Here is a 17,681-nt window from a genome sequence, read left to right as displayed (position 1 = left end):
GACGAAATTTTCCGCATAGCGATCCACTGTGTCACAATAATATGACAGTAAGAAGAACAATACTCTTCAATATGATTGATTGTTAAGCGATTTTAATCAAAAAAAAGCCCCGCGTGGATAAAGCGCAGGGCGGTGGGTTACTCGTCAGCGGCGTAGCCTTGCGGTGGCAGTTTGACCTTATCAAGCCAGGCTTCATTCCCTACCGCGCGAAGGCGACCGTCGACAAACCAACTGATGACCAGCGGATAGATGTCGTGTTCCTGAGCCTGTACACGGGCGGTAATCTCGTCTTCGGTATCCTCAGTAAAGACCGGCACTTTCGCCTGCAGCACCACCGGGCCTCCGTCCAGCTCATCAGTCACGAAATGCACCGATGTCCCGTGCTCCTCATCACCGTTTTCCAGCGCCTGACGATGGGTGTGCAGCCCCGGATATTTCGGCAGCAGGGAAGGATGGATGTTCAGCAAACGCCCCTGATAGTGCGCGACAAATGCCGGGCTCAGAATACGCATATAGCCGGCCAGCACCACCAGATCCGGCGCGTAAGCATCAATTTCGTGCATCAGTTCACGATCGAAGGCTTCACGACTGGCAAACTGGCCGGGAGAGAGCGCATGAGCCGGAATATTCGCCGCGCGAGCGCGCTCCAGGCCGAAGGCTTCGGCTTTGTTGCTGAAGACTGCACGCAGGGTGCCGTTGATTTTTTTCCGGGCGCAGGCGTCAATAATGGCCTGCAGATTACTGCCGTTACCGGAAATCAGCACCACGATGTTTTTCATTCAATAACCACACGCTGTTCGGAATCTGAGGTTTTGATATAACCTATTTTCCACGCGTTTTCACCTTTGTCGTTCAGGAAAGCGATTGCGTTATCGGCCGCTTCCGCCGGGAGAGCGATAACCATGCCGACGCCGCAGTTAAAGGTACGATACATCTCATGGTTGCTGACGTTTCCGGCCGTTTGCAGCCACTTGAACACCGCCGGCCACTGCCAGGAGGACTCATCGATAACCGCCTGAGTGTTGTCCGGCAGAACGCGCGGGATATTTTCCCAGAAGCCGCCGCCGGTCAGATGGGCGATGGCGTGCACGTCAACGTTGGCAATCAGGTCGAGTACCGGTTTCACATAAATACGGGTCGGTGCCAGCAGGTGATCGGCCAGAGGCTTGCCGTTGAGATCGGTAGTTTGCGGGTCAACGCCGCTGACTTCGATAATTTTGCGCACCAGAGAGTAGCCGTTGGAGTGCGGGCCACTGGAGGCCAGTGCGACGAGAACATCGCCATCGGCCACTTTGCTGCCGTCGATAATTTCCGCTTTTTCTACTACCCCAACGCAGAAACCTGCTACGTCGTAGTCTTCGCCATGGTACATGCCCGGCATCTCCGCCGTTTCACCGCCCACCAGCGCGCAACCTGATTGCAGGCAACCTTCGGCAATGCCGTTGATCACGCTGGCTGCGGTATCGACATCCAGTTTTCCGGTCGCGTAGTAATCAAGGAAGAACAGCGGCTCTGCGCCCTGAACCACGAGATCGTTCACGCACATGGCGACCAGGTCGATACCGATAGTGTCGTGACGCTTCAGGTCCATCGCCAGACGCAGCTTGGTGCCAACGCCATCGGTGCCGGAAACCAGTACCGGCTCGCGATACTTCTGCGGCAGCGCGCACAGTGCGCCGAATCCGCCCAGTCCACCCATCACTTCCGGGCGACGGGTTTTCTTCACCACGCCCTTAATACGGTCGACGAGAGCGTTGCCTGCATCAATATCCACGCCGGCATCTTTATAGCTGAGAGAGGTTTTATCGGTCACTGCGAAGTCTCCACGCGTTTGCGGTAGCAATAAAAAACGGCGCAATTCTAACAGGGAAAGCAAACGTTTGCGAGCCTGCTTTGCAGTCAATACAAAACGACGGCTAAGTGTACAAATTTGATACTGTTCACGAAAATGAAACCGGGTACATTCTTCCGCTTGCTACGGTGTACACGAATGATCATTATGCCACTGAAACCGGTTTCTGTTTTTGTCGCATGCTGTATGACGCAGATAAACCGCGAATGCGATATCAGCGATACGGCGTTAAAAATGGCGTAATGAGGCGCTCAGGCGGATGTCAGTTACCCTTTTAATCAGCAGCAGAGGCGCATAGCGGCCGCTGCGCATAGGGAGAGAGCATGTCTGGATTTAAACAAGGTTTTCTGTGGGGCGGGGCGGTTGCCGCGCATCAGCTGGAAGGCGGATGGAAAGAGGGGGGTAAAGGCGTTAGCGTCGCCGATGTCATGACCGCGGGCGCGCACGGTGTACCGCGCGAAATCACCGATGGCGTGTTGCCCGGGAAAAATTACCCCAATCATCAGGCAATTGATTTTTATCATCGTTATAAAGATGACATTCAGCTGTTTGCCGAAATGGGTTTTAAATGCTTTCGGACGTCTATTGCCTGGACGCGTATATTCCCGCGAGGAGATGAGCTAGAGCCCAACGAAGCCGGGCTACAGTTTTATGATGATCTGTTCGATGAGTGTCTGAAGCACGGCATTGAGCCGGTGATTACGCTCTCCCACTTTGAAATGCCGTACCATCTGGTGACGGAATACGGCGGCTGGCGTAATCGTCAGCTGATTGATTTCTTTGTTCGTTTTGCGCGGGTTGTGTTTACCCGTTATCAGCATAAAGTGAAGTACTGGATGACCTTTAATGAGATCAACAACCAGGCTAATTTCCATGAAGATTTTGCGCCGTTCACCAACTCGGGACTGAAGTTTCTGCCGGGAGAAGATCGTGAGCCGGTGATGTACCAGGCGGCGCACTATGAGCTGGTCGCCAGCGCGCTGGCGGTCAAAGCGGCTCGCGAGATTAACCCGTCACTGCAGATTGGCTGCATGATCGCCATGTGTCCGATTTACCCGCTGAGCTGCGCGCCAGACGACATGATGATGGCGATGAACGCCATGCATCGTCGCTACTGGTTCACCGATGTTCACGTGCGCGGCAAATACCCGCAACATCTGCTGAACTACTTTGCGCGTCGCGGTTTTGCGCTGGATATGAGCGAAGAGGACCGCGTGGCGCTGACCGAGGGCCGCGTCGACTATATCGGCTTTAGCTACTATATGTCGTTCGCCACCAAAGCGACCGATGACAATCCGCAACTGGATTATGATGAAACCACCAGCCTGGTTTCTAACCCGTATGTACAGAAGTCAGACTGGGGCTGGCAGATTGATCCTGTCGGCCTGCGTTACTCTCTGAACTGGTTCTGGGATCACTATCAACTGCCGCTGTTTATTGTTGAGAATGGCTTCGGCGCCATTGATGTGCGTGAAGCGGATGGTTCGGTGGATGACCAGTATCGTATTGACTATCTCGCCGCGCATATCGCTGAGATGAAAAAGGCGGTTGTTGAAGATGGCGTAGAGCTGATGGGATATACCCCGTGGGGCTGCATCGACCTGGTCTCCGCCGGTACTGGCGAGATGAAAAAACGCTACGGTTTTATCTATGTCGATAAAGACAATGAGGGCAACGGTACGCTGGCGCGTAGCCGCAAGAAATCGTTTGCCTGGTATCAGCAGGTTATCGCCAGCAACGGCGAGAGGTTGTAAATCGTCGCAAAGCCTTATACGGCCCCGCTTTTGGCGCAATGCTGGTCAGTTAAGGGCTGTCAGTTGTATTTATGGCTGGCTGAGCGGTTCCGTTAATCGGTGGTTCTGGCGAACATGACGCATTTTTCATTTTCACCCATTTTGGCTTAGTGGCCTGTTCCGTTCACTATAAATTCGCGGATATTCGTTATATCCACAGCGTGTGAACGGGCAGGGGGACGTTTCGCCCGTCCCCCTGCCCCCCCGGCATGGCGCTGAAAACCTGCCGCTGCGCGGTTCGCTCCACTCCGGCTTCATCTGGCGGACCGGGCGGGACTCGCCCTTCCAGGGCCAGCGCAAGCGCTGTTCAAAATTGCTCCCGGCAATTTTGTCCTGTCTCGACCCGCCCTCTGGCCACCGTCCTGGCGGCCAGTCATGGATGCGCGCCTGCGTTCTCGCGAGGCTTTCCTTGATGCGCCCAACCCCCATGCGGTGAGTCCGTTATTCGTCAGGGGCTTTTCAGAGGCTGAAAATCATAAAAAAAGTTATATCCTTTATATTTCATTCAGCCCGTATCAGCTCAGTAAGTGAATCAATCGAATCAGATTTTCGTTTAAACCACCGATAATGCGATTGCCACAGGCAAATAAAACAAAAGGCAACACCAATGGTTTGCTTAAGTGAACGGCATTGCCGCTTTTGGCGGGGCTTTTTTTTATTTCGTTTATACTGCCTCAGGAAGCGTAAAGCATTTTGCTTGATCGGGGTCAAACATATCGGCTATGGCGCAAAAGGGAAAAAGCGGTATAATCCCGCGATTTTTTTTGTGGTTGCCCTTCAGAGGAGAAAGAGAATGAAGATTGTGGAAGTGAAACACCCACTCGTCAAACACAAGCTGGGGCTGATGCGTGAGCACGACATCAGCACCAAACGCTTCCGTGAACTCGCCTCAGAAGTGGGCAGCTTACTGACTTATGAAGCGACCGCCGATCTGGAGACGGAAAAAGTCACCATTGAAGGCTGGAACGGCCCGGTAGACATTGAGCAGATCAAAGGCAAAAAAATTACTGTGGTGCCGATTCTGCGCGCAGGTCTGGGCATGATGGACGGCGTGCTTGAGCACGTCCCAAGCGCGCGCATCAGCGTCGTGGGTATCTACCGTAATGAAGAAACCCTTGAGCCGGTGCCCTATTTCCAGAAGCTGGTGTCCAATATCGACGAACGCATGGCGCTGGTGGTTGACCCTATGCTGGCAACCGGCGGCTCAATGATCGCCACCATTGACCTGCTGAAGAAAGCAGGCTGTAACAGCATTAAGGTGCTGGTTCTGGTGGCTGCACCGGAAGGCATTGCCGCGCTGGAGAAAGCTCATCCGGATGTGGAACTCTACACCGCGTCGATTGATCAGGGCCTGAACGAGCACGGATACATTATTCCGGGGCTCGGCGATGCCGGTGATAAGATCTTTGGTACCAAGTAAATGATGAAGTAAAAAAAGCCGACTTTGATAGTCGGCTTTTTTTTGAATAAAACACACAGCAACTAACAAACGACTCTCAGAGGAAAATGCTATGACGCGCCGTGCTATCGGGGTGAGTGAAAGACCACCACTTTTACAGACAATCCCGCTTAGTTTGCAACATCTGTTCGCCATGTTTGGCGCAACGGTACTGGTGCCCGTTCTGTTTCATATAAATCCGGCCACGGTACTGCTGTTTAACGGCATTGGTACACTGTTATACCTTTTCATCTGCAAAGGTAAAATCCCGGCTTATCTTGGATCGAGCTTTGCGTTTATTTCTCCGGTTCTGCTTCTGCTGCCGCTGGGCTACGAAGTCGCTCTCGGCGGCTTTATCATGTGCGGCGTACTGTTTTGTATTGTCTCCTTTGTGGTGAAAAAAGCCGGTACCGGCTGGCTGGACGTGATGTTTCCTCCGGCGGCGATGGGGGCAATTGTCGCGGTTATCGGCCTGGAACTGGCGGGCGTCGCGGCAAATATGGCCGGTCTGTTGCCTGCCGAAGGGCAATCGCCGGATAGCAAGACCATCATTATTTCACTGGTGACGCTGGCCGTGACGGTCTTCGGTTCGGTGCTGTTCCGTGGCTTTCTGGCGATTATCCCGATTTTAATCGGCGTACTGGTCGGCTACGCGCTCTCTTTTGTCATGGGGGTAGTCGATACCACGCCTATCGCTGAGGCGCACTGGTTTGCGCTACCGACCTTCTACACGCCAAGTTTTGAATGGTTTGCGATTTTCACCATTTTACCTGCCGCGCTGGTGGTGATCGCCGAGCACGTTGGCCACCTGGTGGTGACGGCCAATATCGTCAAAAAAGATCTTATCCGCGATCCGGGTTTACATCGCTCGATGTTTGCCAACGGTCTGTCTACGGTGATCTCCGGCTTCTTTGGTTCAACGCCGAATACTACATACGGCGAGAATATCGGCGTCATGGCGATTACCCGTGTATACAGCACCTGGGTTATCGGTGGGGCGGCGATCATCGCCATTTTGCTCTCCTGCGTCGGGAAACTGGCCGCAGCGATCCAGATTATTCCGCTACCGGTCATGGGCGGCGTCTCCCTGCTGCTGTATGGTGTGATTGGCGCATCAGGTATTCGCGTGCTGATTGAATCCAAAGTGGATTACAATAAGGCGCAGAATCTGATCCTCACCTCCGTTATCCTGATTATCGGTGTCAGTGGCGCGAAAGTGCATATTGGCGCCGCCGAGCTGAAAGGTATGGCGCTGGCGACCATTGTCGGTATCTGTCTGAGCCTGATCTTCAGGCTGATCGGCGTTTTGCGCCCGGAAGAGGTTGTCCTCGATGCCGCGGACAGTGAAGACGCAAAACCGTGATCCTTATACCGGGCGGTGAGCCTGCCCGGTTCTCTCCTTGCGTATTTCTGTGCTAAACTCTTCGCGTTTTTCTGCAAGCCTATGTTGAGGTCCATCTGAACGCACCGGCACAGCTCTCTTTGCCACTGTATCTTCCCGATGATGAAACTTTCGCAAGTTTCTGGCCGGGTGATAACCCTTCTCTTCTTGCTGCCCTCCAGAACGTGCTGCGGCAGGAACATAGCGGATATATCTATATCTGGTCGCGCGAAGGGGCGGGGCGCAGTCATTTATTACACGCCGCCTGCGCGGAACTCTCCCAGCGTGGCGATGCAGTGGGCTATGTTCCTCTGGATAAACGGACGTGGTTTGTGCCGGAAGTGCTGGACGGAATGGAGCAGCTATCGCTGGTTTGCATCGACAACATTGAATGTGTGGCCGGTGATGAACTGTGGGAAATGGCTATCTTCGACCTCTATAACCGCATTCTTGAATCAGGGAAAACCCGGCTGCTGATTACCGGCGATCGGCCGCCTCGCCAGCTTAAGCTGGGGCTGCCGGATCTGGCCTCGCGTCTCGACTGGGGGCAAATCTACAAACTGCAACCCCTGTCGGATGAGGATAAGCTCCAGGCACTGCAACTGCGCGCCAGACTGCGCGGTTTCGAAATGCCGGAGGACGTCTGCCGTTTCCTGCTTAAGCGACTGGATCGCGAAATGCGTTCGTTGTTTATGACGCTCGATCAGCTCGATCGTGCCTCGATTACCGCCCAGCGCAAACTGACGATTCCATTTGTGAAAGAGATCCTGAAGCTTTAACTGCACGGCGACGTTCTAATCCGCCGCCGTGAAAGCGCGTTAGCCAATGATTTCCAGCACTTGCTCCGGTGGGCGACCGATACGCGCTTTGCCGCGGCTGACGACGACAGGTCGTTCGATCAACTTCGGATTATCGATCATCGCCTGGATCAGCGCTTCTTCGCTGAGCTGCGGATTTGCCAGCTCCAGTGATTTATACAGATCTTCTTTCTGGCGCATTAATTCGCGTGCGCTGGCCATTCCCAGCATCTTCAGCAACTGGCGCAGCGTTGCGGCATCCGGTGGCGTCTCCAGATAAAGCACCACTTCGGGGTCGATACCGTTGGCCTTCAGCAGGCTCAGGGTGTCGCGGCTCTTGGAGCAGCGGGGATTATGATAGATTTTGACCGTCTCGGACACGAGATCTCCTTACATTTTCTGGTACGGTTTGAAGCGTTCCTGCAACTGTCGCAACTGATCGATGCGCGCGTCGTAGCGCGCTTGTTGCAAGCTGCCTAATTTCACTTGCGAACTGGCGCGGCTAAGTAATGAGATAGCCTGATCGAGTCGCCCGACCAGCGCCATGCTTTCTGCACGCGCCGCCAGTTCCTGATCGCGATTGCCGAGTTTGGCTTCCGCCTGGGCCAGTAAATCCCAACCGTTGACGTCCTCTTTATTATTAAAGGTGTAGCGGTTAAGAATAGTTGCGGCTTCCGCCGGTTGCCCGCCTTCCAGTAACGCGTTGGCAAGGTTTATCTGTAGAACCGGATCGGTACGAAGTTCACGGGCATTTTTCAGGCGCCTGATCGCATCAGTTGCTCTCTTTTGCCCGAGGTCGATATCGGTTGCCAGATCGAGATACCAGGCGTTTTGCGGATCGGCGTTTAACAGCGGTTGCAGCGTTTTGCGCGCCAGATCGTAATTATCGCTGCCCATTGCCAGCAGGGCGCGTCCGTATCGGGCGGCGTGTTGTTCGCGGATATTGCCTTTTTCCCAACTGCTCAGTAGATCATTATTGAGCTTATTGTCTCCGGAAGCATACATCCCGAGGGTTCTGGCCTTTGCCAGATAGAAGTTTGCGGAAGATTGCACGACAACCGGGCGCATCTGATTCGCCCGGTTGCGGGCGTCAGCGAGGCGGCTTTCCGGCAATGGGTGAGTCAGCAACATTTCCGGCAGACGGGTCGAATAACGTGATTGGTCAAGCAGTTTTTCCATAAATGCCGGCATGGCCTGAGGATCGAACCCTGAACGCTGAAGCACCTGAATACCAATACGGTCCGCCTCTTCTTCGTTTTGTCGGGTAAAGCTGATCATCCCCTGCTGAGTACCGGCAAGCGTGCCGGTGAGCGCCGCCATCCCGGCCTGCGGGCTGGCCATCGCCAGCAGAATAGACCCCAGCGCGCCGACCCAGGTCAGTGGGGCATTACGCTTCTGATCTTCCATTGCGCGGGCAAGGTGGCGTTGGGTGACGTGTGAAATTTCGTGCGCCATGACGGATGCCAGCTCGCTTTCGTTATCCACGTAACGGAAGAGCGCCGAGTGCAGCACAACGTTGCCGCCGAAGAAAGCAAAGGCGTTAATTTCGTCATTATTAATCAGATAAAAGTGGAATGGCGTACGCACTGAATTGGCGTGCGAGACCAGCCGCATGCCTAAGCCATTAATATATTGCACCAGAAGAGGGTCGTTGATTAACGGCGCGCTGCCGCGCAGCTGACGAACATAGTAATCTCCCATCTGCATTTCCTGACCGATGGAGAGCGTGCTTCCTGCGGTGGTGCCCATGTCTGGCAACGTATCTGCGGTATCGGCAAAAGCAGGTAATATCGACCCCAGCGTCAACGACGCGATGACGGCTGCCACCAGCGTTTTCTTCAACTGCCTGAACATAACCCCTGTCCTGTAATGTGGATGTGCCAGTTTGACCGATTGTGCGGCGTAATGTTCCCTGACCGCAACTCCAGCGAGTTTAGCTGGGGTGAACCGCATTGAAAATATGATATTCACCCGGTCATTAATGTTTGTCGTTTTACCCATAAAAAGCGAAGTCTTTTTTGTGACATTTCGATACAATTCCTGAGATTGTTACAGCTTCGCTCTTCAGGGAAGGGTTTTATGCTTCAGATGTTAATGCAGTGGTATCGTCGCCGGTTCAGCGATCCGGAGGCGATAGCGCTGCTGGTCATTTTGTTGGCCGGGTTTGGCATTATGTTTTTCTTTAGCGGCCTGCTGGCGCCGCTCTTAGTGTCTATCGTACTGGCTTATTTGCTGGAATGGCCGACCGTCAGACTGGAGCGCATCGGTTTTTCACGGACCTGGGCCACGTCAGTTGTTCTGATTCTGTTTGTTGGTATTTTGCTCCTGATGGCTTTCGTGGTGATGCCGGTTGCCTGGCAACAGGGTATTTATCTGATTCGCGATATGCCTGGCATGCTGAACAAACTTTCTGACTTTGCCGCCACCGTGCCGCGTCGTTATCCCGCCTTAATGGATGCCGGAATTATCGACGCGATGGCGGAAAATATGCGCAGCCGGATGTTAACCGTCGGCGATTCGGTGGTGAAATACTCCCTGGCTTCACTGGTCGGGCTGCTGACGCTGGCGGTCTATCTGGTACTGGTCCCGCTGATGGTGTTCTTCCTGCTGAAAGATAAAGCGCAGATGCTGAATGCCGTGCGCCGTGTTCTGCCGCGTAATCGCGGTCTGGCCGGGCAGGTGTGGGAAGAGATGAACCAGCAAATTACCAACTATATACGCGGTAAGGTGCTGGAAATGATTGTCGTCGGCGTGGCGACATGGATTGGCTTTATCCTTTTTGGGCTCAATTATTCGCTGTTGTTGGCAGTGCTGGTCGGTTTTTCGGTATTGATCCCTTACATTGGCGCGTTTGTGGTCACCATTCCGGTGATTGGCGTGGCGCTGTTTCAGTTTGGCGCGGGCACCGAGTTCTGGAGCCTGTTCATGGTGTACCTGATTATTCAGGGGCTGGATGGCAACCTGCTGGTTCCGGTATTGTTCTCAGAAGCGGTTAATCTGCATCCGCTGGTCATTATTCTGTCGGTGATTATCTTCGGCGGTTTGTGGGGATTCTGGGGCGTGTTCTTCGCGATTCCGCTGGCGACGTTAATCAAAGCGGTAATGCATGCCTGGCCGGATGGCCCTGTTATCGAAGACGGGAAGTAGCTGAGAAGCTGAAAAATATGCGCTAAAAAAGACGCCGGGTGGTTGGGTAACGACCCGGGTCTTGCATTTTTCTCAGCGTCAGGCGTTTTCTTTCAGCCAGTTCAACACCACTTCGTGGTGATTACTGGTTTTGAAATCATCAAATACATGCTCGATTTTGCCATCGGCATCAATGAGGAAGCTGATGCGGTGAATGCCGTCGTAGGTTTTCCCCATAAACGTTTTTTCACCCCAGATACCAAACTGTTCGCATACCTGATGATTTTCATCAGAGAGCAAAGTGAAGTTCAGCAGCTCTTTTTCGGCGAAACGGGAGAGTTTTTCTGGTTTATCCGTACTGATGCCCAGTACTTCAACGCCTGCTTTTTTCAGGTCGTCCATGTTATCGCGCAAACCGCACGCCTGTACGGTGCAGCCCGGGGTCATGGCTTTCGGGTAAAAATAAACCAGAACACGCTGTCCCTGGAAGTCGGTCAAATTTACTTCCTCGCCGTCCTGGTCCGGTAAGCTAAATTTCGGTGCAATATCACCGGCTTTCAGTGGGTTCATTACTCAAACTCCATCCTGTTCATCATGCTGTGAATAATTAACGATATTAATACTGCCTTGTGCATTCAGTTCTGTACATAGTGCTTTAAATGCTTGTTCGATATTTGACGCATTTTGCGTTGTTGGACTATGGGCGGTGATTTGGATAAAAAGCTGAACGGAATCGTCGTTTGCGCCCGATTGGGTGCGGGAAACCAGTTCGGCAATATTCATTTTCCATTTATCACACAGGGCGGTAAATCGCTCAATAATATGCGGTGAATCCGGCACCTCAACCTGAATCCAGACGGTATTCTGCATCGCCTGAGGCGGTCTTGCGGTTGTACGCTTCATCACGATAAGCAGTTCCAGCTCGGCGCCTTTCAGCGGCAGAGTGGATTCAATCAGGTTAATCGCATTCCACGAGCCGGAAAGCAGCATGATAAACGTAAACTCGTCGCCAAGCATAGCCAACCGGCTGTCTTCGATATTACAGCCGCAACTGCTGACGTGGCGAGTGATTGTATTCACGATGCCCGGGCGGTCTGCGCCCAATGCGGTAATAACCAGATAGTGTTGTAATGAGGCGGTCAAACCTGTTCTTCCTTTAAAAAGGTGAGGTAACGTTAGGAAAGCATAAAAAAAACCGGCATACAACATCCCTGATGGCATCGGGTCTCTTGCTTTTATTACAGCACCAAACGTAACATTGAATATCTTATCCCACTTCTGCTCTGAGGATGGCCCATGTTTACGGGAAGTATTGTAGCGCTTGTCACGCCGATGGATGAAAACGGCAATGTCTGCCGATCAAGCCTGAAAAAACTGATTGATTACCATGTCGCCAATGGAACCTCGGCGATCGTTTCGGTAGGGACTACCGGAGAGTCCGCAACCCTAAGCCATGAAGAGCATGGTGATGTGGTGATGCAGACGCTGGAACTGGCTGACGGGCGTATTCCGGTGATTGCCGGTACCGGTGCGAATGCCACCGCCGAGGCGATTAGTCTGACTAAACGCTTTAACGATAGCGGTGTGGTAGGTTGTCTGACGGTAACGCCTTATTACAACCGCCCGACTCAGGAAGGGGTGTTCCAGCATTTTAAAGCGATTGCCGAACATACTGATTTGCCGCAAATTCTGTATAATGTGCCGTCCCGTACGGGGTGCGATATGTTACCGGAAACCGTTGGCCGTCTGGCGGAAATCAAAAATATTATCGGTATTAAGGAAGCAACGGGGAACTTAACGCGTGTTCATCAGATCAAAGAGCTGGTTTCAGATGACTTTATTCTGTTGAGCGGCGATGACGCGACCGGAATGGACTTTATGCAGCTTGGTGGTCATGGCGTGATTTCCGTAACGGCAAACGTTGCGGCGCGTGAAATGGCCGAAATGTGCCGACTGGCGCTGGCGGGTCAATTTGCTGAAGCGCGTGCGATTAACCAGCGTCTGATGCCGTTGCATACCAAATTATTTGTCGAACCCAATCCTATCCCGGCCAAATGGGCCTGTAAGGCATTGGGTCTTGTGGCGACCGATACGCTACGTCTGCCGATGACACCAATTACCGAAAATGGTATTAAGGCTGTCACCGCCGCGTTGAAGCATGCCGGTTTGCTGTAAAGTTTAGGGAGATTTGATGGCTTACTCAGTACAGAAGTCGCGCCTGGCGAAGGTTGCGGGTGTTTCGCTGGTTCTACTCCTCGCGGCCTGTAGTTCTGATTCGCGCTATAAGCGCCAGGTGAGCGGCGATGAGGCCTATTTGCAGGCAACGCCGCTCAGTGAACTTCATGCGCCAGCAGGCATGATCCTGCCGGTTCAGGTGGGTGATTATAACATTCCGGTTGCGACCAGCACCGGTAACACAGGTAAAGCGCTGGACATCCGTCCGCCTGCTCAGCCTCTGGCCCTGCTCAGCGGCGCGAGCACCCAGTTTAAGGGGGATACCGCGACGCTGATGGTGGAAAATGGCCGCAGCGGTTCGTTGTGGGCACAGGTGGCAAGCATCGTGCAGGCGAAAAACTACACTATTGCTAAGCGTGATGATGCCAGCCAGACGCTGAATACCGACTGGGTCGACTGGAATCGCCTTGATGAAGATCAGCAGTACCGTGGTCGCTATCAAATCTCAGTGAAGCAGCAGGGCTATCAGCAGGCAGTGATCGTGAAGCTGGTGAACCTGGAGCAAGCGGGTAAACCCGTTGCCGATCCGGCGTCGCTGCAGCGCTACAGCACCGCGATGCTGAACGTCATTTCCGAGGGGCTGGATCTGAACGCCACCAACGCACAGAACGCCGCGCAGAAAAATGCCGGAGCGACTTTCGACGTGCAGAGCGCGGCTGATGACACCGGCCTGCCGATGCTGGTGGTGCGTGCGCCGTTTAACCTGGTTTGGCAACGTCTGCCGGGCGCGCTGGGAAAAGTGGGGATGAAGGTAACCGACAGCTCTCGTTCTCAGGGCAGTCTTTCTGTGACTTACAAACCGCTATCTGACAGCGGCTGGACCGATCTGGGGGCTCGCGACCCGCAGCTGGTATCCGGCGATTATAAACTGCAGGTCGGGGATCTCGATAACCGCAGCAGTCTGCAGTTTATCGATCCGAAAGGGCATACGTTGACGCAGTCGCAAAATGATGCGCTGGTCGCCGTATTCCAGGCGGCATTCAGTAAGTAATAAACAGGGCTGGAGCAATCCGGCCCTTTTTAATGTATAGTGACGCAAACGTGTGCGTATGCGCATCATCCTTCAAATTGCGTCGTTGTTGGTTGCCTTCGTTCACCCCAGTCACTTGCTTATGTTAATGACCGGGGATTCGCTCAGTTGCCGCCTCAATGCGCTTTGAATGATGTTGTGTACAGGCGGGAATGTATTTTTTGGGCTTAATATCACTGGAGTGGTGAAAGATGAAAAAGCAAGCTGAGTTGTATCGTGGTAAAGCGAAAACGGTATACAGCACCGAAAATCCGGATCTGTTGATACTCGAATTCCGTAACGATACGTCAGCAGGGGATGGCGCTCGCATTGAGCAGTTTGATCGTAAAGGCATGGTGAACAACAAGTTCAACCATTTCATTATGAGCAAGCTGGCGGAAGCGGGTATCCCGACCCAGATGGAAGCGCTGCTGTCCGATACCGAATGTCTGGTTAAAAAGCTGGATATGGTGCCGGTGGAGTGCGTGGTGCGTAACCGCGCTGCCGGTTCTCTGGTAAAACGCTTAGGGATTGAAGAAGGTATTGAACTGAATCCGCCGTTGTTCGATCTGTTCCTGAAAAACGACGCCATGCATGACCCAATGGTCAACGAATCCTACTGCGAAACCTTTGGCTGGGTGAGCAAAGAGAACCTGGCCCGGATGCGGGAACTGACCTATAAAGCTAACGATGTGCTGAAAAAGCTGTTCGACGACGCAGGCCTGATCCTGGTGGACTTCAAGCTGGAGTTTGGTCTGTTCAAAGGTGAAGTGGTGCTGGGTGACGAATTCTCTCCGGACGGCAGCCGCCTGTGGGATAAAAAGACCATGGATAAAATGGATAAAGACCGCTTCCGCCAGAGCCTTGGCGGTCTGATTGAAGCCTACGAAGAAGTGGCGCACCGTTTAGGCGTCAAACTGGATTAAGCCTTCCTCTCTTTCTGCCGGGCTGACAGGCCTCGCTCTCCATGCCGGATGCACCGTTTACGTCGCCATCCGGCATGTCACTGATGACGTTATGCTCATCAGGTCGACAATAACTCTCCGTATTCCGGTCAGATAACGTGAGGCCGGGGACATGCCCTCCGACATATTTCCAGTGGTAATCCCGTTCATAACCGCCTACGATCGTAGGAGTAATTTATAGAAGAAGATAGAGGTAGTTATGCGTTGGCAAGGACGTCGCGAAAGCGACAATGTTGAAGATCGCCGTGGTCAATCTGGTTCGTCAATGGGAGGGGGCGGGGGTTTTCGTCTTCCCAGCGGGAAAGGCGGCATTGTGCTGCTGATTATTATTCTGGTGGCGGGCTATTACGGCGTAGATTTAACCGGTATGTTGACCGGCGAACCGCTCTCTCAGCAGCAGACCACCAACCAACGCTCCATCAGCCCGCAGGATGACGAAGCCGCGACATTCACGAAAGTGGTTCTGGCGGATACGGAAGATACCTGGGGCGCGATTTTTAACGATATGGGCAATCAGTATCGGCAACCGAGGCTGGTGATGTATCGCGGTTCGACGCCAACCGGCTGCGGTACTGGCCAGTCGGTGATGGGGCCATTTTACTGTCCCGCAGACAGCACTGTTTATATCGATCTGTCGTTCTACGATGACATGAAAACCAGGCTCGGCGCGGGCGGCGATTTCGCCCAGGGTTACGTTATCGCCCATGAAGTGGGCCATCATGTGCAAAAGCTGCTGGGGATTGAATCGAAAGTGCGCCAGCTACAGCAGAATGCTTCACAGGCGGAAGCCAATCGCCTGTCGGTAAAAATGGAGCTACAGGCGGACTGTTTTGCGGGCGTCTGGGGCTACAATATGCAGAAGCAGGATTTACTGGAGGCCGGCGATCTGCAGGAGGCGCTGAACGCCGCAGAGGCGATTGGCGATGACCGCTTGCAGCAGCAGAGCCAGGGGCGCGTGGTGCCGGACAGCTTTACCCACGGGACGTCACAGCAGCGCTATACCTGGTTTAAGCGCGGTTTTGACAGCGGTGACCCGGCGCAGTGCAATACATTTGGCAGTACGTTATAACCTCGGCCCGTCATGGATGAACTGCTTCATCTGACCACACAAATGGCGCGTGAAGGCATCCGTCGTCTGCTGGTCCTCAGCGGCGATGATGCCTGGACTTTGCGTCAGGCGCAAATACTGCGAACGGCGTTGGCCGGTGACGGTCTGTGGGTCGGCCCGCAGCCGATGCCGGCACCGTACACCTCACCTGGAACGCTGAAATCCCTGCTGGGACGCGAATTTCAGCATGCCTTTTTTGATGCCCGCGAGGGCTTTGATGTCGCGGCGCTGGCTGCGCTCGCCGGTACGCTGCGCGCCGGAAGCTGGCTGATCCTGCTGACGCCTGATTTCGCGCAGTGGGCCATGCGGCCAGATGCGGATTCTTTGCGCTGGAGCGACACTCTCCTGCCTGTGGTTGCGCCGAATTTTGTCTACCGCTTCTGTCAGCAAATTATTGCCGATAGTGAGTCCATTCTCTGGCGGCAGAGACACAAACTGGTTGTGCCGGACTTTTCAGCGCGCGTCGCATGGCATCCTGCTGATGGTCATCCGCAGGCGGAGCAGGCCACCGTTCTTGCCGAACTGGCCGATTTTTCCCCCGGTATTGCCGCGCTGATCGCAGAACGCGGGCGAGGAAAGTCCGCTCTCGCCGGAATGCTTATTCGCCAACTGGCGGGCGATGCCATTGTTACGGCGCCTGCACGTGGAGCAACCGATGTGATGGCGGCTTTCGCCGGGGGGGATTTTCGTTTTATGGCTCCCGATGCATTACTGGCGTCAGAATGCAATGCTTCATGGCTGATTGTCGACGAGGCCGCCGCCATTCCTGGCCCGCAGTTGCGCCAGCTTATCGCCCGCTTTCCGCGAACGCTGTTGACCACGACCGTGCAGGGGTATGAAGGTACCGGACGCGGCTTTCTGCTTAAGTTTTGCGCCAGTTTTACGCATTTGCGGCAGTTCAGTTTGACGACGCCTGTCCGTTGGGCGGCAGGCTGCCCGCTGGAAGCGATGATTGCGCAACTGCTGCTGTTTGGCGACGAGACTTTCCGCCAGCAGCCAATTGGCGATGTGATGCTGGAAAGCGTCGATCAGGCCCTCTGGCGGCAATATCCCGGGCTACCGGAAGCGATGTACCAGTTGCTCTCCGGCGCGCATTATCGTACCTCTCCGCTGGATCTGCGGCGTATGATGGATGCGCCAGGACAGCATTTTGTCTGCGCCCGCAGCGGCGACCGCGTTGCCGGGGCGCTGTGGCTGGTGGAAGAGGGCGGGCTTGAGCCCTCGCTTAGCCAGGCTGTGTGGGCCGGGTTCCGTCGACCGCGTGGTAATCTGGTGGCCCAGTCGCTGGCGGCGCACGGCGGCAGTCCGCTGGCGGCAACGTTGACCGGGCTGCGTATCAGCCGTATTGCCGTGCATCCGGCCCGCCAGCGTGAGGGACTGGGGCAACGGCTGGTGGCCCGGGCGATATCTCTGGCGGCGGACCGGGATTATCTTTCCGTCAGTTTTGGTTACACGCCGGAGCTATGGCGTTTCTGGCAGCGTTGCGGTTTTACGCTGGTACGTTTAGGAACCCACCGGGAAGCCAGCAGCGGCTGTTATACCGCGATGGCGCTCTATCCCCTCAGCGAGTCGGGTCACCAACTGGTTAATAAGGAAGCGCAGCGACTGTTGCGCGACGAGTACTGGCTACGTGACTGGCGGGATGGCGCTTTTCCGCTGACAATGCAGGAAGCGACTATCCTTACGGAGGAGGACTGGCTGGAGGTGGCGGGCTTTGCTTTTGCCCATCGTCCGTTGCTGGCGTCGGCGGGCAGCCTGAACCGCCTGCTTATGCAGGTTGATTTACCGCTACCGGCGCTGCGGGCGCGTCTGCGGCGGCAGGACGAGTCGACGCTGTGCCGGGCGTTACAGATATCAGGGCGCAAAGCCCTGCTGGCCAGGCTACGGGAAGAGGCGGCCCAGGCGTTATCCAGCCTTAACGCAACCCGTGCCGATGCCCTGCGCCAGCAGGTGACAATTCTGCAATTTTTTTAACTA

At 54.4% G+C, this 17,681-nt stretch carries 16 protein-coding genes; 10 read left to right on the top strand and 6 right to left on the bottom strand.

Annotated elements, in window-relative coordinates:
* Window positions 1-137: 137 nt before the first annotated feature.
* The gene (gene purN / locus FN037_RS12725) at window positions 138-779 is read right to left on the bottom strand and encodes a phosphoribosylglycinamide formyltransferase (RefSeq protein WP_138361070.1); all 642 of its coding nucleotides are present in this window, start codon (window positions 777-779) and stop codon (window positions 138-140) included.
* Complete coding sequence (purM, locus tag FN037_RS12720) at window positions 776-1,813, bottom strand: phosphoribosylformylglycinamidine cyclo-ligase (protein WP_138361071.1); 1,038 nt, start codon at window positions 1,811-1,813, stop codon at window positions 776-778. Before purM ends, purN begins: the two co-directional genes overlap by 4 nt.
* 362 nt (window positions 1,814-2,175) lie before the next feature.
* On the opposite strand from purM, the gene FN037_RS12710 reads away from it, so the two are divergent.
* The 4 genes from FN037_RS12710 to FN037_RS12695 all read left to right on the top strand — a co-directional run bounded on the left by FN037_RS12710 (window position 2,176) and on the right by FN037_RS12695 (window position 7,243).
* A complete protein-coding gene (locus FN037_RS12710) occupies window positions 2,176-3,606 on the top strand; it encodes a 6-phospho-beta-glucosidase (RefSeq protein ID WP_142502374.1) in 1,431 nt (476 codons plus the stop codon).
* Window positions 3,607-4,438: 832 nt separating this feature from the next.
* Entirely contained in the window at window positions 4,439-5,065 is a 627-nt protein-coding gene (gene upp, locus FN037_RS12705) for a uracil phosphoribosyltransferase (RefSeq protein WP_138361073.1), read from the top strand.
* Between the two features lie 91 nt (window positions 5,066-5,156).
* Complete coding sequence (uraA, locus tag FN037_RS12700; RefSeq protein ID WP_142502373.1) at window positions 5,157-6,446, top strand: uracil permease; 1,290 nt, start codon at window positions 5,157-5,159, stop codon at window positions 6,444-6,446.
* 95 nt (window positions 6,447-6,541) lie between these two features.
* On the top strand, window positions 6,542-7,243 hold the full coding sequence (locus FN037_RS12695) for a DnaA inactivator Hda (RefSeq protein WP_213799324.1): 702 nt from the start codon (window positions 6,542-6,544) through the stop codon (window positions 7,241-7,243).
* 39 nt (window positions 7,244-7,282) lie between these two features.
* Here FN037_RS12695 and arsC read toward each other — a convergent pair whose 3' ends face one another.
* Complete coding sequence (gene arsC, locus FN037_RS12690) at window positions 7,283-7,642, bottom strand: arsenate reductase (glutaredoxin) (RefSeq protein ID WP_138361076.1); 360 nt, start codon at window positions 7,640-7,642, stop codon at window positions 7,283-7,285.
* 9 nt (window positions 7,643-7,651) lie between these two features.
* Window positions 7,652-9,115, bottom strand: a complete 1,464-nt coding sequence (gene bepA, locus FN037_RS12685; RefSeq protein WP_138361077.1) for a beta-barrel assembly-enhancing protease — start codon at window positions 9,113-9,115, stop codon at window positions 7,652-7,654.
* A gap of 225 nt (window positions 9,116-9,340) precedes the next feature.
* Between bepA and FN037_RS12680 the strand changes: the two genes are divergently transcribed.
* Entirely contained in the window at window positions 9,341-10,408 is a 1,068-nt protein-coding gene (locus FN037_RS12680) for an AI-2E family transporter (RefSeq protein WP_142502372.1), read from the top strand.
* 78 nt (window positions 10,409-10,486) lie between these two features.
* On the opposite strand, the gene bcp is transcribed toward FN037_RS12680, so the two are convergent.
* Both bcp and FN037_RS12670 read right to left on the bottom strand, forming a co-directional pair.
* The gene (gene bcp / locus FN037_RS12675) at window positions 10,487-10,957 is read right to left on the bottom strand and encodes a thioredoxin-dependent thiol peroxidase (protein WP_138361079.1); all 471 of its coding nucleotides are present in this window, start codon (window positions 10,955-10,957) and stop codon (window positions 10,487-10,489) included.
* A 3-nt stretch (window positions 10,958-10,960) separates the two neighbouring features.
* On the bottom strand, window positions 10,961-11,530 hold the full coding sequence (locus tag FN037_RS12670; protein WP_138361080.1) for a glycine cleavage system transcriptional repressor: 570 nt from the start codon (window positions 11,528-11,530) through the stop codon (window positions 10,961-10,963).
* Window positions 11,531-11,683: 153 nt separating this feature from the next.
* Between FN037_RS12670 and dapA the strand changes: the two genes are divergently transcribed.
* The 5 genes from dapA (at window position 11,684) to FN037_RS12645 (ending at window position 17,678) form a co-directional block, all read left to right on the top strand.
* A complete protein-coding gene (dapA, locus tag FN037_RS12665; protein WP_138361081.1) occupies window positions 11,684-12,562 on the top strand; it encodes a 4-hydroxy-tetrahydrodipicolinate synthase in 879 nt (292 codons plus the stop codon).
* 16 nt (window positions 12,563-12,578) lie between these two features.
* On the top strand, window positions 12,579-13,613 hold the full coding sequence (gene bamC / locus FN037_RS12660; RefSeq protein ID WP_138361082.1) for an outer membrane protein assembly factor BamC: 1,035 nt from the start codon (window positions 12,579-12,581) through the stop codon (window positions 13,611-13,613).
* A gap of 230 nt (window positions 13,614-13,843) precedes the next feature.
* A complete protein-coding gene (gene purC, locus FN037_RS12655; protein ID WP_138361083.1) occupies window positions 13,844-14,557 on the top strand; it encodes a phosphoribosylaminoimidazolesuccinocarboxamide synthase in 714 nt (237 codons plus the stop codon).
* 238 nt (window positions 14,558-14,795) lie between these two features.
* On the top strand, window positions 14,796-15,665 hold the full coding sequence (locus FN037_RS12650; RefSeq protein ID WP_138361084.1) for a neutral zinc metallopeptidase: 870 nt from the start codon (window positions 14,796-14,798) through the stop codon (window positions 15,663-15,665).
* Window positions 15,666-15,677: 12 nt separating this feature from the next.
* Entirely contained in the window at window positions 15,678-17,678 is a 2,001-nt protein-coding gene (locus FN037_RS12645) for a tRNA(Met) cytidine acetyltransferase TmcA (protein ID WP_142502371.1), read from the top strand.
* Window positions 17,679-17,681: the final 3 nt, after the last annotated feature.

The sequence above is a fragment of the Klebsiella sp. 2680 genome (genome assembly GCF_900198535.1).
In the GTDB taxonomy this organism is placed as follows: Bacteria; Pseudomonadota; Gammaproteobacteria; order Enterobacterales; family Enterobacteriaceae; genus Klebsiella; species Klebsiella indica.
Note: the sequence above shows the minus strand (reverse complement) of the source record. Positions and strands in the feature narration are given on the sequence as shown.

Bases quoted from the DNA above. Each gene is read 5' to 3' on its own strand.
- uraA (WP_142502373.1), top strand. From the start codon at position 5,157: ATGACGCGCCGTGCTATCGGGGTGAGTGAAAGACCACCACTTTTACAG.
- FN037_RS12645 (WP_142502371.1), top strand. From the start codon at position 15,678: ATGGATGAACTGCTTCATCTGACCACACAAATGGCGCGTGAAGGCATC.
- FN037_RS12650 (WP_138361084.1), top strand. From the start codon at position 14,796: ATGCGTTGGCAAGGACGTCGCGAAAGCGACAATGTTGAAGATCGCCGT.
- bamC (WP_138361082.1), top strand. From the start codon at position 12,579: ATGGCTTACTCAGTACAGAAGTCGCGCCTGGCGAAGGTTGCGGGTGTT.
- upp (WP_138361073.1), top strand. From the start codon at position 4,439: ATGAAGATTGTGGAAGTGAAACACCCACTCGTCAAACACAAGCTGGGG.
- purN (WP_138361070.1), bottom strand. From the start codon at position 779: ATGAAAAACATCGTGGTGCTGATTTCCGGTAACGGCAGTAATCTGCAG.
- FN037_RS12710 (WP_142502374.1), top strand. From the start codon at position 2,176: ATGTCTGGATTTAAACAAGGTTTTCTGTGGGGCGGGGCGGTTGCCGCG.
- bcp (WP_138361079.1), bottom strand. From the start codon at position 10,957: ATGAACCCACTGAAAGCCGGTGATATTGCACCGAAATTTAGCTTACCG.
- bepA (WP_138361077.1), bottom strand. From the start codon at position 9,115: ATGTTCAGGCAGTTGAAGAAAACGCTGGTGGCAGCCGTCATCGCGTCG.
- FN037_RS12680 (WP_142502372.1), top strand. From the start codon at position 9,341: ATGCTTCAGATGTTAATGCAGTGGTATCGTCGCCGGTTCAGCGATCCG.
- purC (WP_138361083.1), top strand. From the start codon at position 13,844: ATGAAAAAGCAAGCTGAGTTGTATCGTGGTAAAGCGAAAACGGTATAC.
- dapA (WP_138361081.1), top strand. From the start codon at position 11,684: ATGTTTACGGGAAGTATTGTAGCGCTTGTCACGCCGATGGATGAAAAC.